This window comes from Shewanella sp. BJSY2023SW007 (assembly GCF_047314525.1).
GTDB classification, from domain to species: Bacteria; Pseudomonadota; Gammaproteobacteria; order Enterobacterales; family Shewanellaceae; genus Shewanella; species Shewanella chilikensis.
Window position 1 is genome coordinate 16,301 of sequence record NZ_JBKORL010000089.1, and the last position, 15,748, is coordinate 32,048.

The 15,748-nt window shown below is 49.6% G+C and carries 11 protein-coding genes; 5 read left to right on the forward strand and 6 right to left on the reverse strand.

Annotated elements, in window-relative coordinates; all coding sequences use genetic code 11:
- Nucleotides 1–72: 72 nt before the first annotated feature.
- Nucleotides 73–1,017 carry a 50S ribosomal protein L3 N(5)-glutamine methyltransferase gene (gene prmB / locus ACMHXE_RS14665; protein ID WP_101053439.1) on the reverse strand — a complete coding sequence of 315 codons (945 nt, stop codon included), beginning with the start codon at nt 1,015–1,017 and terminating at the stop codon, nt 73–75.
- Nucleotides 1,018–1,101: 84 nt separating this feature from the next.
- Here prmB and smrB point away from each other — a divergent pair, with 84 nt between their 5' ends.
- Entirely contained in the window at nt 1,102–1,632 is a 531-nt protein-coding gene (gene smrB, locus ACMHXE_RS14670) for an endonuclease SmrB (protein WP_039035610.1), read from the forward strand.
- Between the two features lie 171 nt (nt 1,633–1,803).
- Here the strand turns inward: smrB and sixA are convergent, their stop codons facing one another.
- Nucleotides 1,804–2,274, reverse strand: coding sequence for a phosphohistidine phosphatase SixA (gene sixA / locus ACMHXE_RS14675; protein WP_101053437.1), 471 nt, complete (start codon nt 2,272–2,274; stop codon nt 1,804–1,806).
- 172 nt (nt 2,275–2,446) lie between these two features.
- Here sixA and ACMHXE_RS14680 point away from each other — a divergent pair, with 172 nt between their 5' ends.
- The 3 genes from ACMHXE_RS14680 to ACMHXE_RS14690 all read left to right on the forward strand — a co-directional run bounded on the left by ACMHXE_RS14680 (nt 2,447) and on the right by ACMHXE_RS14690 (nt 10,607).
- Nucleotides 2,447–5,236: an insulinase family protein gene (locus tag ACMHXE_RS14680; RefSeq protein ID WP_413732670.1), complete on the forward strand. Its 2,790-nt coding sequence runs from the start codon at nt 2,447–2,449 to the stop codon at nt 5,234–5,236.
- A gap of 288 nt (nt 5,237–5,524) precedes the next feature.
- On the forward strand, nt 5,525–9,817 hold the full coding sequence (locus ACMHXE_RS14685; protein WP_413732672.1) for an EAL domain-containing protein: 4,293 nt from the start codon (nt 5,525–5,527) through the stop codon (nt 9,815–9,817).
- Between the two features lie 154 nt (nt 9,818–9,971).
- Nucleotides 9,972–10,607: a hypothetical protein gene (locus ACMHXE_RS14690; protein ID WP_101053430.1), complete on the forward strand. Its 636-nt coding sequence runs from the start codon at nt 9,972–9,974 to the stop codon at nt 10,605–10,607.
- A 208-nt stretch (nt 10,608–10,815) separates the two neighbouring features.
- Here the strand turns inward: ACMHXE_RS14690 and ACMHXE_RS14695 are convergent, their stop codons facing one another.
- The 3 genes from ACMHXE_RS14695 to ACMHXE_RS14705 all read right to left on the reverse strand — a co-directional run bounded on the left by ACMHXE_RS14695 (nt 10,816) and on the right by ACMHXE_RS14705 (nt 14,466).
- Entirely contained in the window at nt 10,816–11,034 is a 219-nt protein-coding gene (locus ACMHXE_RS14695; protein WP_413732674.1) for a hypothetical protein, read from the reverse strand.
- Between the two features lie 166 nt (nt 11,035–11,200).
- Nucleotides 11,201–13,654, reverse strand: coding sequence for an ABC transporter permease (locus ACMHXE_RS14700; protein ID WP_413732676.1), 2,454 nt, complete (start codon nt 13,652–13,654; stop codon nt 11,201–11,203).
- Entirely contained in the window at nt 13,654–14,466 is an 813-nt protein-coding gene (locus tag ACMHXE_RS14705; RefSeq protein WP_224866400.1) for an ABC transporter ATP-binding protein, read from the reverse strand. Before ACMHXE_RS14705 ends, ACMHXE_RS14700 begins: the two co-directional genes overlap by 1 nt.
- Here ACMHXE_RS14705 and ACMHXE_RS14710 point away from each other — a divergent pair.
- On the forward strand, nt 14,405–15,079 hold the full coding sequence (locus ACMHXE_RS14710; RefSeq protein WP_101053466.1) for an arylesterase: 675 nt from the start codon (nt 14,405–14,407) through the stop codon (nt 15,077–15,079). The two genes, ACMHXE_RS14705 and ACMHXE_RS14710, sit on opposite strands and share 62 nt — an antisense overlap.
- Before the next feature lie 63 nt (nt 15,080–15,142).
- On the opposite strand, the gene ACMHXE_RS14715 is transcribed toward ACMHXE_RS14710, so the two are convergent.
- The gene (locus ACMHXE_RS14715) at nt 15,143–15,643 is read right to left on the reverse strand and encodes a GNAT family N-acetyltransferase (protein WP_412486743.1); all 501 of its coding nucleotides are present in this window, start codon (nt 15,641–15,643) and stop codon (nt 15,143–15,145) included.
- Nucleotides 15,644–15,748: the final 105 nt, after the last annotated feature.

A 15,748-nucleotide genomic window follows, 5' to 3' on the forward strand; every position in this document is an offset into this window, starting at 1 on the left:
AAATGACCGAGCATAGAGGTTCGGCTATCCGAACCTCGGCTTTACTGGCCCATTGGCTAATGGGCCGCTTTATTATTCACTGTCTTTATAGATGGCGAACAGTGATTGATTTTCAACTAACTGATCTTTTGTCAGCACAAACACCCCATCGCCGCCATGTTCAAAGCTGACCCAGGTGAAAGGCACATCGGGGAAAAGCTCAATCAAATGCACCATGGAGTTGCCCACTTCAACCACCAGGATACCGTCATCTGTGAGGTAATCGGCGGCATTGGCCAAAATGCGCTTGGTGATATCCAGGCCATCGCGACCGGACGCCAAACCAATTTCCGGCTCATGGCGATACTCATCCGGCATATCGGCAATATCTTCGGCATCAACATAAGGTGGGTTGGACACAATCAGATCGTACTGCGGCGCTCGTGGCACTGCGCTGAAAAGGTTGGACTGCATGGGAAACACCCTGTCCATCACGCCGAGCGACTCAACGTTTATCTGCGCCACTTCCAGTGCATCCTCACTGATATCCAGCGCATCGACCTCAGCCTCTTCAAACTGATAGGCACAGGCGATGGCGATGCAGCCGCTGCCGGTGCAGAGATCGAGGATCCGTCTTACCGGCTTGTTGTACAGCCAGGGACCAAATCCGTTTTGGATCATTTCGGCAATCGGTGAGCGAGGCACAAGCACCCTTTCATCCACATAGAAGTCCAGCCCGGCAAAACGGGCGGTGTTGGTCAGATAAGGCACGGGTAAACGCTCGCGTACCCGGCGAATGATAAGCTCAACTATCTTGTGTTTTTCGCTGCTGGTGAGATTGGCGTGAATCACCTGCTGACCAATGTCATCGGGCAGATGCAGGGCGTGAAATACCAGGGAAACCGCTTCGTCCCACGCGTTATCTGTACCATGACCATAATAAACATTGGCGTCATTAAAACGGCTGACGGCCCAGCGCAACATGTCGCCTACCGTCCGCAATTCGGTGACGGCTTCATCCACAAAGATCTTATCCAAAATCTGACTCCGGCTTTATTCTTATTCCGCAACCATTGTAACTGAAGTCTGTTCAGAAGAAACAGGATTCAATAAAATAGCCTGATGAACGAAGAAAACGACAAAGAAGGCCTGGCGGAATTTCAGGCACTGGTATCCGGGATCACCCCGCTCGACCAGGATAAGCGCCATTTCCGCCCGCCGAGCAAAACCAAAAAACAACTGGCTGAAAAAGAAGTTCAGATCCAGGCGGATAGTTATTTTTCAGACGTTTACCAGCCATTATTGCCAGTAAACGGCCCTATGCGTTGGTGTCGGGACGATGTGGACGCCATGGAAGTCAAACGTCTGCGTAGAGGCGATTATGTGCCTGACTTTCTTTTGGATCTGCATGGTTACCGCCAAACCGAAGCCAAGCTGGAACTGGCGGCCTTGATCCAGGCCTGTATCCGTGAACACAGCCCTTGCTGTAGTGTCATGCACGGCTACGGCACCGGCATTCTCAAACAGCAGTTACCCATGTGGCTGGCGCAGCACCCCAAGGTCAAAGCCTTTCATCAGGCCCCCAAAGAATGGGGCGGCGATGCAGCGCTGTTGATACTGATAGATATTGGCGAACATCCCCACAGACGCTAACCGCAGTTGAGCTGCTCCCTTTAAATACTTAGCACTATAAATACGAAGAACCCGGTCATTGCCGGGTTGCTTGTTTTGCTGGTACTTTGTCCAAGGATCACCTTTTTAATAACGTAAGGCGCTTGAATTCAGGTTAATTGCAGCCCTGAAGGCAGCTTTAATCTGGAACCACTAGGCGATATTGTACGGCCCTTGTTGCCACATTACACTTGCCTGCTGTCCATGCACATCAATAAGTGCCACTGACGAAGTCGCAAATAACGGCGGCTCAATACCGGCCACCAATTCACTGACCATATAACCCAATAATGGCATGTGACCTATCACCAACACTTTGTCTGCCTTAAATTGTTCGGCGTAGGCCTTCACCAGGCTGGCAGCCATTTCCGGGTCAGCCGATGGTACCAATTCATCCAATACCATCCATTTACGCGGTTCTGGAAAGTGTTTTCCCAGCTCCTGCCAGGTCTGCTGCGCTCTGAGGTAAGGGCTCACCAACACCAGATCAAAGGCAGAGACTGAATCATTCAGCCAGTTGCTCATCTGTGTCGTATGGAGGCGTCCGGCATCAGTCAGTATTCGCTCCCGATCCGAGGGTGCGTCGAAACTGGCCTCACCATGGCGCATTAGAAAAAGCTGCATACATCACTCACTACAGAAAAAAGTTCTTATGGTTCTTTGTCAATTGTAGCCCTTTATAGCGCGGCAACAAACCGCACAGCTCTCAATCTTTAGTCGAAAAATCCAAGAGATATTTGCCAAAAAAGCGCAAGGCTATCAATATATAACAATCTGTCTATACGGGAGTTATCCCTTGAGCACATGCCAGTCTGTCATTTCCAGCCCCAATGACCACCGCAGCTATCGTCATCTGACTCTGACCAACGGCCTGCGGGTGCTGCTGGTGCAAGATATGCATTCTGCCCAGGCCGCCGCATCCATGGCGGTTAATGTCGGCCACTTCGATGATCCCCAATCCCGCCCCGGAATGGCGCATTTTCTTGAACACATGTTGTTCTTGGGAACCGCCAAGTTTCCCGAGGCAGGAGGTTATCACAGCTTTATCAACCAGCATGGTGGCAGCAATAATGCCTGGACGGGCACTGAGCACACCAACTTTTTCTTTGCCATAGATCCTCTGGTATTTGCCGAGGCGCTGGATAGATTCAGCCAATTCTTTATTGCGCCGCTGTTCAATCAGGAGTTGGTGGAAAGAGAAAGACACGCCATAGAGTCTGAGTTCAGCCTCAAGCAGAAAGACGATATCCGCCGTATCTATCAGGTATTGAAAGAAACGGTTAACCCGGGGCACCCTTTTTGCAAGTTTTCCGTCGGGAATCTACAAACCCTGGGCGGAGACGAGCAACAACTCAGGGAAGAACTGCTTGCCTTCTACAACAGCCATTACAGCGCCAACCTGATGACTCTGTGTCTGGTGGCACCCATGGCAATCGATGAGCTTGAGCAGTATGCCAGACGCTATTTCTCGTCAATAAAAAACCATAATCTGCAAAAAACCTATCCCGAGTTGCCACTGTTCGCCAGTGAGCAACTGCAAAAGCAGATCCACATAGTGCCGCTTAAAGAGCAAAAGCGCCTGACCCTGAGCTTTGCCCTGCCCGCTATTGATCGATTCTATCGCAGCAAGCCACTGACCTTCATCAGTCACCTACTTGGAAGTGAGAGCCACGGCAGCTTGTTTTCCAAACTCAAGGAAGCCGGTCTTATCAACGGGCTATCTGCCGGTGGTGGCATCAACGGCTACAACTTCAAGGAATACAGCATCAGTATTCAGCTGACAGACAAAGGTTTGAACCAAACCGACAGGGTGGTTGCGGCCTGCTTCGGTTATATCAAACTCATTGCCGATACTGGACTGGAAGATTGGCGCTATCAAGAAAGGGCCAATCTGCTCAAACTGGCATTTCGCTACCAGGAGCAGATAAAAGCCCTGGATCTGGCCAGTCATCTCAGTATCAATATGCAGCATTATCAGGTTGAAGATATTGTCTATGGAGACTATCGCATGGACGGCCTGGATGTCGCTGAAGCCAGAGCACTGATGAGCTTGATGACCCCGGACAATATGCGCCTGCAACTGGTGGCCCAGGATCTGGATACCGAGCAACAAGCGGCCTGGTATCACACCCCCTATCAAATTAAGGCCATAGAAGACGCCAGGCTGGCACTGTGGCGCTGCGCCAAGGCTGAAACCGGGATGGAGCTGCCAAGACCCAATCCTTTCATCGTTGAAGACGCCATAGCCCGCAGTGAACCCAGCAGGCATCCTGAGCCGGTGATTGTCGCCGAAGGTGCCGGTTACCGTATCTGGCACAAGAAAGATGATGAGTTCAATGTCCCCAAGGGGCATCTATACCTCTCGCTCGATTCGGATCAGGCCAGCCCCACGCCGAGACATGCGGCCTTGACCCGGCTGTATGTGGAGATGCTGCTCGATCATCTGACCGAACACACCTATCAAGCGGAAGTGGCCGGCCTCAGCTACAACATCTACCCCCATCAAGGCGGGCTGACCCTGCATCTAACCGGTTTTACCGGCAATCAGGAAACCCTGTTGGCGCTGCTGATAAATAAAGCCCGGGAGCGCAGTTTTACCCAGGAAAGATTCAACCTTATCAAACGCCAGTTGCTCCGCAGTTGGTATAATCATGCCCAGGCCAAACCCATCTCCCAGCTGTTCACCAGCTTGACGGTAACATTGCAAAAACGCAGTTATGAACCACTGCGAATGGCAGAGCTGTTGGAAGATATCACCCTGGACAATCTGCACGACCATGTGAGCGCCTTTTATGAAAAAATCTATCTGGAAGGTCTGGTCTATGGTGATTGGCTGGAGCAGGAAGCCCAGTCTCTTGGTAAACGACTCAGCCATATTCTGTCGCTGGTGTCCAAGCCCAGCCGTGAATCAGCAAGGGAGCTGGTCAACCTTCAGGGAAAAGGAACCGTACTCAGGGAGCTAAACATAGCCCACCCGGACAGCGCCATCATAGTCTATTACCAATCCGTGTTTGCCACCCCGGAGAAAATGGCGCTGTTCAGCCTGCTGAATCACACCATGTCGTCGACTTTCTTCCACGAACTGCGAACCCAAAGACAACTCGGTTATATGGTGGGCACTGGTTATCTGCCGCTGAACCGTCATCCTGGAATGATCTTCTATGTACAGTCACCGACCGCCGGGCCGCTGCAGTTATTGGAAGCCATAGATGAGTTTATCGCCGACTTTAACTACGCCGTGATGCAGATAACCAATGAGCAGTGGGAAAGCACCAAGCAGGGACTGATCAACCAAGTCATGGAACATGACGCCAACCTCAAGACCCGCAGCCAACGTTATTGGGTCAGTATAGGCAATAAGGATTACCACTTTAATCAGCGCGAGCTGGTGGTGGCAGAAATCAAGCGCCAAACCCGGGCTGGGCTGATTAAGTTTATGATGGATAAAATGCGTACCAAACACAGTGACCGTCTGGTGCTGTTCAGCACAGGAGAGCAACACAGGCACCTGGAACGCCTGGAAGCCGGCTCTTTGATCACTGATTTACGTGCCTTCAAACAGCAGGCTGAGCAATTTAACCTTTAATCCCTGGGCTGCTCTTGCTTAAACGGGGGAGTTTTTTCTTCCCTAATCGGTATCGCAGATTATCCCAAGAGTAAGTAAATCAGCAGCTGGAAACAAAAGGTATTATATTCAATATCAGCACAGCGTGCTTTTTAGCTGTCATTACAGTTCAATCTGCCAACAGTGACATTGAACAAATTTGAGGTAAGCTTATGTGATAGAAAGGTTTAATTTTGACAATCGGGTAACTTTCTGAAAGAGTTATCACTCACGGTACTGGCATCACTCATTATAAAATTAACTAAATTTATGCCTAATTTCCTGCTCTACCTCACAATGCTCTGGTGTTTGGTTATCGCCTTTGTCCCGGCTACAGTTGCAGCACTTCCTCTGATTGATACTCCCGCTCCGATCCTTCTAAAAGCAGAAACATACGGCGTTCCTGAAGGGCTCTCACAAAGCACAGTCACATCGATAACCGAGGATTCGGATGGTTATATCTGGGTAGGAACTCTCAATGGTCTTAACCGTTTCGATGGCAAGGAGTTCAAACAATATTTCGCCAATGACGGGACTGGTCTGAGAAGTTCATTCATCCAAAGTTTATACTCACACAAAGACCTTCTTTTAGTTGGCACCAACCATGGTCTCTATACCTATAATAAGGAAAAAAACACTTTTGTACCCATAAGCAGTATGAACAGTGCAGTTTGGTCTCTCCAACGAATGGAAGATTCAATATTAGTTGGTCTCAACGACAAAATAGCTAAAGTAGATCAGATAACTACTACAACCCCTAAAATCACATTATTGCAATCAGAAAATTTTCTTAATGTAAAACAGATTATCTCCTACAAAAATCTTTATATAACGCGCAATCACGATGGTTCTGTCTATCAGACAAATAAAGATTCGCAAGCAAGTAAATTAATATCAAAAGAGTCAATATCAATCAGCCAAGGAACGGAATGCATTTACATTTTAAAAGAAGATGGTATACACAGATGGAAAGATAATAAACTAACAAGCATATCTGTAGAAAAATACAATAACATATTCAGCTTGAAAAATGACTTATACGCCTTAAAAAATAACAAAGTATTCAACATTTCATCTAAAGGAGAAGAAAAGTTTCTAGGTCTAATCAAGGATGTGGTTCTCTCTACGTCAATGAGTTTTATTTATGCAGAAAAAGGCCGCATTTACATTCCATCTCTCAATAAAGGGTTTTCTGCGATAGATATTAAAAGCCAACTCGCTTCGACTCTTGCCAGTAATACTCAAAGCGTCTGGAATATACAAAAAAACCAGAAAAAAGACCTTCTAATATCAGATGACACACAAGTTCTTAAACTGCTGAATGAAGACCTCAACGTGATCTTATCTGTTGATACAGGACTAAAAGGCCCCAAAACAGCAGGACTTGTAAATGACACTATTTTCTACGGCTCTCTAAATGGATTGTATGCTATAAATGTCAATACTGGAACACGGTATCAAATAATTGATAGCCCTATAGTCGCATTAGCTGTCAATGAGGATGAAACACGAATTGCAATAAGTACTGCAAATTCGCTAATACATGAAGTTGATGTAAAAACACTCGGTATCGTCAGCCAATATGAAATAAGTGAAAAGCCATCAATATTCAACATTGCTTACGAAAGCAATCAACTTTATATCGCAACTCAAGTTGGTGTCTTTACTGCCAGTAACACTACAGGCGTCAAACATATTTTTAGTGATGAGATCACTTACAGCATCGCACCAACAAAATCAGGCACATACTTAGGCACTGGGACAGGCCTAAAATTCTACGATAAAGCTACAAAAAAAATATCAACAACGTATATCGCCAACAGTCCCATTTACTCAATCGCAACTGATTCTGATGGTAATTATGTTGCCACATCCATCAGAAAAGTAATAATAGGAATCTCTGGTGAAACATATCTTTTAAATGAAGATTTCGGTAGTCAATATGAATACAATACACAAAGCGCTTCAACTTGGAGAAATGGATTCCTACTGGGAGGGATCTCCGGGTTAACCATTATTTCACCCAATGACATTGTTAACTTCAAAAATAGTCATGCGCCAAAAGCCAACCTCAATGAACTATTGATATTTAATATCCCCCAATTCGTCGATAATAGTAAACTCTCCTCAGTTCTTTCGCTGTCAAATGAGATCAAACTAAAATACTCCGATTACCCCTTCACTCTTAGATTCAATAGCCCAAAGTATTCTCATATTAAACTCGAGTACGAGTACCGGCTACAAGGGCTTTCTGACGACTGGATCAGCTCCAAAGGCATTAATTCTGCAACCTATACCAATCTTTCTCCCGGAAGCTACACCTTTCAGCTCAGAGCAATAGATCCCATCACAGGTAAAAAAGGCCAAAATACCGAACTCCAAGTAGAAATAACCCCACCTTGGTGGCTCTCCAACATTGCCAAGGCGCTCTATGTTTTGATAATGCTGCTAATACTGACGGTTATCACCAAAGCCGTGCTGCGCAAGAGAGAGATCCAGCGCCAAATAGCCTTGAGTGAGGAGAGGCTAAAGCTCTCCCTCTGGGGTAGTGGTGATGAAATGTGGGACTGGGATATAGAAACCGGTCAGATATACCGCTCCAATATCTGGGGCTCCCTCGAGTTTCCCCGCGACGGCCAGCGTTCCGGCCATCATGGTGAAGAGAGCAATATTCACCCTCAAGATAGAGAGCGGGTAAGAGAAGCACTCAACAAACACTTTTACGGTGAAACAGATCATTTTGAAGCAACCTACAGGGTTAAAAGCAAAAATGGTGAATGGCTGTGGATCCTCGACAGAGCCAAAATTGTTGAGCGGGATGAGCATGACAATGCCCTGCGTATGACGGGAACCATCAAAAACATCAACAGTTTCAAGACAGCAGAAGAGCAGCTACGCCTATTCGAGCGGGCGATAGAGAATATCTCGGAAGGCATGTTTATTCTGGATGCCGATTTCCATTATGTTGAGGTTAACGAAGCCTGCTGTGAACTCACCCAACACAGCCGCAACCAGTTGCTCGGCACAACGCTGCAATTCAGCCGTTATCCTGACAATTACAATCAACAAATAAAGCAGTTATTGCAGCAATACGGCCGCTGGAGTAACGATATAGAAGCCATTAAGGGCGACGGTTCAGAGTTCCTGATGGAGCTCACCATAGATGCGATTTACGATGAGCAAGGGATCCTGACCCATTATGTTGGGGTGTTTTCCGATATCTCCCGTCGTAAACAGCAGGAAGAAGAGCTGCGTAAGCTCACCAACAATGATCTCCTGACCGGTCTTCCCAACCGCTCCAACTTGCAAGTCACCCTGGGCAACCTGGTGAAGAAAGATCATCACCACACCCTGATGGTACTTGACCTGGATAATTTCAAAAAAATCAATGATTCACTTGGTCACCAGATAGGTGATGAGCTTTTGATCCTGGTTGCACAGAGGCTACAGCAATCTATACCCGGACACACCAATCTTTATCGCCTAGGTGGGGATGAATTTGCCATTCTGGTGGACAAGAATCCGGACATAGGTTCCAGTGCAGTGATAGCCAGCCGGGTCATAGACGCCTTCGGTCAAGCCTTTGAACTGGTAGGCGAACAGCTAGTTGTCGGCGTTAGTATAGGCATAGTGCTTTATCCCGAAGACGAGCAAAATGAGCAGGCACTGCTGAGAAAGGCCGATATTGCCATGTACCATGCCAAGTCTGCCGGAGGTAACCGCTATCAGTTCTACTCTGAATCCTTGAACCGCAATGCAATTAGGCAGTTGGAGGTAGAGAATCTCATCCGCGAAGGCCTGAAAGACGATCTGTTTGAAGTCTATTACCAGCCCAAAATAAATCTGCGTAGCGGTTTAGTGTCGGGTATGGAGGCCTTGGTCCGCTTGAATCATCCTCAGCATGGATTAATCCCACCCAATGATTTTATTCCGCTGGCAGAGGAAAATGGTCTAATTATTGAAATAGGCGACCTTGTTATGCGCAAGGCCTGCTTTGCCGCCCAGCAGTGGCGTGAACAGGGATTGTTTGATGGCCGTGTGGCTGTCAATTTGTCGTCGCGACAATTCGCCCTACCCGATCTGCAGCAAAGAATCGCGTCAATTTTACGCCTGACACGCCTACCTGCTGCTAATCTGGAACTGGAAATCACTGAAGGGACTGTTATCAAGCATCCTGAAAAAGCCATTAAAGTCATGCAACAACTGGCAAAAATGGGAGTCTGTCTGGCACTTGATGACTTTGGCACCGGCTATTCGTCCCTGTCGTATCTGAAGCGATTCCCCATTCACAGCTTGAAAATAGATAAAGCCTTTGTTGACGATATCGATAAATCGGACAGAGATTTAAAGATGGTCGACTCCATCATCACCATAGCCCACAATATGGGGCTTTCCGTTGTGGGCGAAGGCGTAGAAGAACCCTCACAGCTGAGTATTTTAAAAGCATTAAATTGTGAAGAAATACAAGGGTTTATTTATAGCAAGGCGGTTTCTGAGGCTGAATTCTCTGAATATTTGAAACAAAATATGCCTGAATTATCAAGTAAAAAGAACACAATTTAGCAACCAAGTTCGAACAGCATAAAAACCAAAAAGTCATCAAAGAAAAATCAATTTAAAGTTAAGACAACATTTCTGGCATGACTCCTGCTTTATCTCTCTCAGCGTCAAGAAGTTAACCGCTGACTGTTACCACTACCCTGAGAGAGATAAGATAATGATTAAATTTATAGTTGCTACCGCCGCCGTTGTTACCAGTTCACTGGCTTTTGCCGCTGCACCAAACGTCAAATTCAAACCTGTTGAACTTGCTGCCGCGCCTAATGTGAAGTTCAAGCCTGTCGAGCTGGCTGCTGCTCCGAACGTGAAATTCAAGCCTGTCGAGCTGGCTGCTGCTCCAAACGTGAAATTCAAGCCTGTAGAGCTCGCTGCTGCTCCGAACGTGAAATTCAAGCCTGTCGAGCTGGCTGCTGCTCCGAACGTAAAATTCAAGCCTGTTGAGCTGGCCGCAGCCCCGAACGTGAAGTTCAAACCTGTTGAGCTGGCCGCCGCCCCTAATGTGAAGTTCAAACCTGTCGAGCTGGCCGCCGCGCCTAATGTGAAGTTCAAACCTGTCGAGCTGGCCGCCGCCCCGAACGTGAAGTTCAAACCTGTCGAGCTGGCCGCCGCCCCTAATGTGAAATTCAAGCCTGTCGAGCTGGCTGCCGCGCCTAATGTGAAATTCAAGCCTGTCGAGCTGGCCGCAGCCCCGAACGTGAAGTTCAAACCTGTCGAGCTGGCCGCAGCCCCGAACGTGAAGTTCAAACCTGTCGAGCTGGCCGCCGCGCCTAATGTGAAATTTATATACGCCTGACCCCGGGCCTTGGAGGACTAATTATGATCATATCAATCAAAAAGTTATTGGGTCTAACCAAACCAGAGCGTAAAAGAGTGAAACTGCCGGAGGGTCTGTGTCACCTGGAAGTGGTGCCAGCCAGAGGCTGGTGGAACTAATGGAACAGCGAAAAAACAAGGGAGCATTTATGCTCCCTTTTGCTGTGATTTGGAATCAATAGACAACTCTAGAAAGCATGCTTGCTATCGCCGGGTCGAGTGGTTTTGCGGTGCGCCAATTGCCTATGTGCATTAAATAACAACATGGCAGCGGGTCCCAAAAACAACCCGGCAGCCACCCAACGTTTAACCCCCATCCCCGCCTTGAAGGCTGAATGTCCCAGAGTGTAAGCGGAGACGCCCAAAGTCCCCGCCAAAGCCATCGCGCCTGCCAGTATCAGTGTCAACTTGCCTCACCTCACTTGTTGCAGCGCATCCCTTCACTGTCCAAAAGAAAGCCGGAATACTACCCCAGAAGCGCTCAAAATAACAGCAAAAGGTCAGTAGTTCGCCACCCGAGTCTGGCAAAAAAATGGTTCGACAAAAAATAGCCTGACAACCAATCCCCTGACGCTACTCCAGCCTTAACATCTCACCACAGGACTTTTGCAGCAGACTGCGACAACGCCACAGGCCAAGCAGTGCCACCAACAAGGCGCCACAGAGGGGAGCCAACAGCCACCATTGCCAATGAGGGCTGACTCTGAGTTCAAACACCTGAGTTTTCAAAAGCCAAAGCGCAAACTCCGCCACTGTGACCGCCAGAATGCCCGCCACGGCACCTAGCAGTGCAAACTCCAACGCCGTGGCAAGCTTAAGCAAGCTTCCCGGCGCACCAAAGGTGCGTAAAACCGCCAGCTCTCGTTGGCGACTGGCCATGCCGGCTTCGGTCTGCGCTATCATCACCAGAGCACTGGCCAATACCACCAGCACCAATACCAGCGTCAGCGCCAAAGATACCTGGGCGACTATCTCTTTGAGCTGAGCCACCATAGCCCCCACATCTATGATGGAGACAGTGGGGAAGTTGCGGATAATCTCAAGCACAACGGCCTTTTGGCCATCATCCAGATGAAAACTGGCCATTGAGGTATAAGCAAATGGCGCCAAGGCTTCCTGACTGAAAATCATAAAGAAGTTGGGTTGCAAAGTTTCCCACTGCACAGAACGAATACTGGCCACCTTGACAGTCAGCGTTTGGTTATCGATAACAAAACTCAGGCTGTCTCCAACAGTAATTCCCAAACGCTCGGCCACCCCGGACTCCACTGACACCTCATCGGTTTGCCGATTAAAATGGCCGTCAAGGATCTCATTGTTGGGCGGCAAGGTGTTTCGCCAGGTGAGATTCAGTTCCCTTGAAATCCCAAGGCGCCCTCTCTGCCCCTGTTCCTGCTCTTCGGCAGTAATCACCTCCTCACCATTGATAGCGCTAAGTCGGCCACGGATAACAGGGTAGATATCTGTGGCAGCAATCTGGCGCTGAGCCATAAAGTCCGCCAGCGGCTCTACTTCATCCGGGGCTATGTTAACCAGGAAATAGTTCGGCGCATCCTCAGGCAACTGCTTCTGCCATTCGCTGAGCAAGTCCTGACGCAACGCCATTATAGTCAGCAATAACACCAAGGCGCTGGAAAAGCCCACCAGTTGTACAGCGTTTTGTCTGGCGCGGCGCCGAAGGCCCGCCAGTGCCAGCGACAAGGGGTTGGTCGTGCGCATGCCAACACTCTGCCCCAGGCGGATTAACAAAAAACCCATCAGGCTGAGCAGCACCCCGAGCAACACCACGCTGGCCACCACTGTCAGGGTCAAAGGCAAAGAGCGCGAGTAGAGCCAGCCGAGTAATCCCATGGCCGCCAAACTCAGCAGCAGATGCAACCACATACCCAGACGTATTCCTTCAAGCTGGCGTTGCAACACCCTGAGCGGCGGAATAGCCAGCAGCCGCATCAGCGGATAGGCACTGAACATAAAGGCGCTGATAAACCCTGTAGCCAGCCCCAAGAGAAGCGGTCTGAGCATAGGCGGAGAATAGGCGGCAATTTCCGCGGGTAAGGCTCGGCTGATGAGATAATCCAGCACCAGGCCACCGAAGATCCCCAAGATCACTCCAAGAAAAGTCACCAGCAGCAGATGCAGACCGAACAATAAACGGATTTGTCTTGCACTGGCGCCAAAGGTTTTCAGCATGGCAACAACATCATAGTGACGCTGGCAATAACGCTGGGCGGCAATGCCGATGGCGGCACAGGCAAGGGCTATCCCCAGCAAGCTTGCCAGCAGCAAGAATCGCTCCGCCCGCTGCACCGCCCCGGCAATCGGCGAATCGCCGGATTGTACATCAACCCAACGTTGGCTACTGGTCAGCAGTGGCTTGGCGTATTCTTCAAAACGGCTCAGCGCCTGGTTGTTCCCGACAAACTGATAAAGATATGTCACCCGGCTGCCGGGTTGAATGACCCCGGTTGCCGCCACATCATCAAGGCGCATCAACACCAATGGGGAAGAAGCAAATGGATTGAAACCGGCATCGGGCAGCCTGTCTATCTCCTTGGCCAATGCCATCTGGGCGTTACCCAGCTCAACACTCTTGGGATACCCCAGCAGGCCCCCAAGACGCATTTCAAACCACAGTTCACCTGGCTGCGGCAAGGTACTGGTTTCCCCTTGACGCAAGACAATTTTGCCCTTGAGCGGATAGGCATTATCAACCGCCCTGACAGTGACCAATTGAAAGGCATCACCGCTGTAAACCATAGAGTTGAACTGCAAACTCTGCGATTGCTTCAGCCCTAACGCGTTGGCCTGCTGCAGTATGCCTGCATCTATGGGGACGGGTGAATTAATGATTCGGTCGGCGGCAATAAACTTGGCCGCCTGGCCATTGATGGCGAGCTGCAATCTGTCACTGACCCGGGCCAGACCGGTGACAGACAACACCGCCAGAGTCAAGGCCAGCACAATCAATACCAACTGCCCTTGCTTGAGTTCGCGGCGAAACAGGCGCCATGCCAGCGTCCATTCCATCAGCGCCCCTCCTCTGCCGTTACCGATGCCGCCGACACCTGGCTCTCTGTCTTGGCCTCATGCAAACCGGCCTCTTCCGGCGGGGTTTGCTGCCCCTGTTCATACAATCGCCCTTCGTGCATCTCTAACTGGCGCTCACAGCGACTGGCCAATTGCATATCGTGGGTCACCAGAATCAAGGTGGTCGAACTCTCGCGATTGAGCTCAAACAACATGTCGGCAACCTTGTCGGCGTTGTGTTTATCCAGGTTGCCCGTGGGTTCATCGGCAAACAGCACCTTGGGTTCGCTGATAAAGGCTCTGGCGATAGCAACCCGCTGCTGCTCACCGCCGGAAAGCTGTTTCGGGTAATGATTGAGCCTGTGCCCGAGGCCAACTCGCTCCAGCATGGCTTTGGCCCGCTCTCTGGCATCCTTGATACCCGCAAGTTCAGCCGGCAGCATGACATTTTCCAGAGCGTTGAGGGTATCAACCAACATAAAAGACTGAAAAATAAAGCTGACTTTCTGCTTACGCAGCGCAGCCTTCTGCTCTTCATTCAGCCCGGCCAGGGCACTGCCATCGAGCCAAATCTCACCGGACGAGGGGGTATCCAATGCCGCCAGCAGGCCCAGCAGGGTTGATTTGCCTGAACCTGATGGCCCAAGAATGGCCACACTCTGGCCCGGCTTGACATCCAAATTGATGCCACTCAGGATAGTCAGGTCACCTTCCTGGGTAGTGACAGTTTTTACGAGATGGGAAACCTTAATGGCACTGTTATTCAAAATTGCTTCCTTATGCTTGCGTCCGCTGGCATTGATACCAGTCATATTCTTGTTCTCTGCGCTGCCCGTCAAGGCCGCTGATATACTGATCCTGGGGGATAGCCTGGGAGCCAGTTACGGCATGGCCGAGAAACAGGGTTGGGTCGAAGGGCTGAGACAAGCCTTACCCGAGCATAACATTGTTAATGCCTCTGTCAGCGGCGAAACCACGGCCGGTGGCCTTAGAAGATTGCCTCAATTACTGGAGTCGGTAAAACCCTCGCTGCTATTAGTGGAGCTTGGCGGCAATGATGGTCTGAGAGGCTTTTTGCCAACGGAGCTGAAAAAAAATCTTACAAAAATCATTGCACTGGCCCGTCAATCCGGCGCCAAGGTGCTGCTTTCCGAAGTCATGGTGCCACCAAACTACGGCCCCAGATATGCCAACGCCTTCAGCGCCGTTTATAGTGACCTGGCCAAGCAGCCCAACGTCACCCTAATGCCCTTCTTTATGACAGAGATAGCCCCCTTCCCCGAGTTGATGCAGGCCGATGGGCTGCACCCGAACGAAAAGGCCCAGCCCAAGATCACCGCCTTTGTGCTGCCCTGGGTTGAATCGGCAATCGAAGCCATCAAAGCCCCCGCCACAGACGCATCTGCGCCGGCAACAGGCGGATAAGACTATCGCCGGACATAATAGCAGCCGGACATAATAGCCGCAGGACGACATAGCTAAAAACGACTAAAGGCTGCACCTGAATACCCTCACCTTGTGCCCCATCAGTTCACTTTCTTCCAGCGGCAGCATTCCCAACTTGAGGGCTATCGCTTCCGAGCCCAGGTTGCCATCCATGATCAGGGCTATCAACTCATTCACGGCGCAAATCGCTTTTATTTCTGGCAATGCATGGCTGGCTGCTTCATAACCCAGTCCCTGGCCCCAGTATTCAGGCAGATACCTGTATCCCAACTCAACCTTGCCGAACTCCGGCAGGAACTTGGGGCCGCAAAAACCTATCACCTTGCCATCGGCCTTATGCTCAACTGCCCAGCGACCATAGCCATACTTGCGGTAGTCGGCAAAAATGACCTTTTCAAGCACCTGACCGGCCTCTTCAACATCCTTCAATGGCTCACCAGGGATATACCTCAGCACTTCGGGAATACTGTTCATGGCAAACAAGGCCTGCTGATCACCATCTCGGAACTGTCTCAAAATTAATCTGGGGCTTTCGGTAATCAAGATTAATGACTCCTTTAATTCAGCTTGTTGCCTTAAGGTTGGCTAAAGTTTATTAATGTTTAATAAATCATAACCATAGATTACACTAGGGCGGGCGCGATAAGT

Coding starts and splice junctions, on each gene's coding strand:
- smrB (WP_039035610.1), top strand. CDS start 1,102: ATGAACGAAGAAAACGACAAAGAAGGCCTGGCGGAATTTCAGGCACTG.
- sixA (WP_101053437.1), bottom strand. CDS start 2,274: ATGCAGCTTTTTCTAATGCGCCATGGTGAGGCCAGTTTCGACGCACCC.
- ACMHXE_RS14685 (WP_413732672.1), top strand. CDS start 5,525: ATGCCTAATTTCCTGCTCTACCTCACAATGCTCTGGTGTTTGGTTATC.
- ACMHXE_RS14690 (WP_101053430.1), top strand. CDS start 9,972: ATGATTAAATTTATAGTTGCTACCGCCGCCGTTGTTACCAGTTCACTG.
- ACMHXE_RS14700 (WP_413732676.1), bottom strand. CDS start 13,654: ATGGAATGGACGCTGGCATGGCGCCTGTTTCGCCGCGAACTCAAGCAA.
- ACMHXE_RS14710 (WP_101053466.1), top strand. CDS start 14,405: ATGGCACTGTTATTCAAAATTGCTTCCTTATGCTTGCGTCCGCTGGCA.
- ACMHXE_RS14705 (WP_224866400.1), bottom strand. CDS start 14,466: ATGACTGGTATCAATGCCAGCGGACGCAAGCATAAGGAAGCAATTTTG.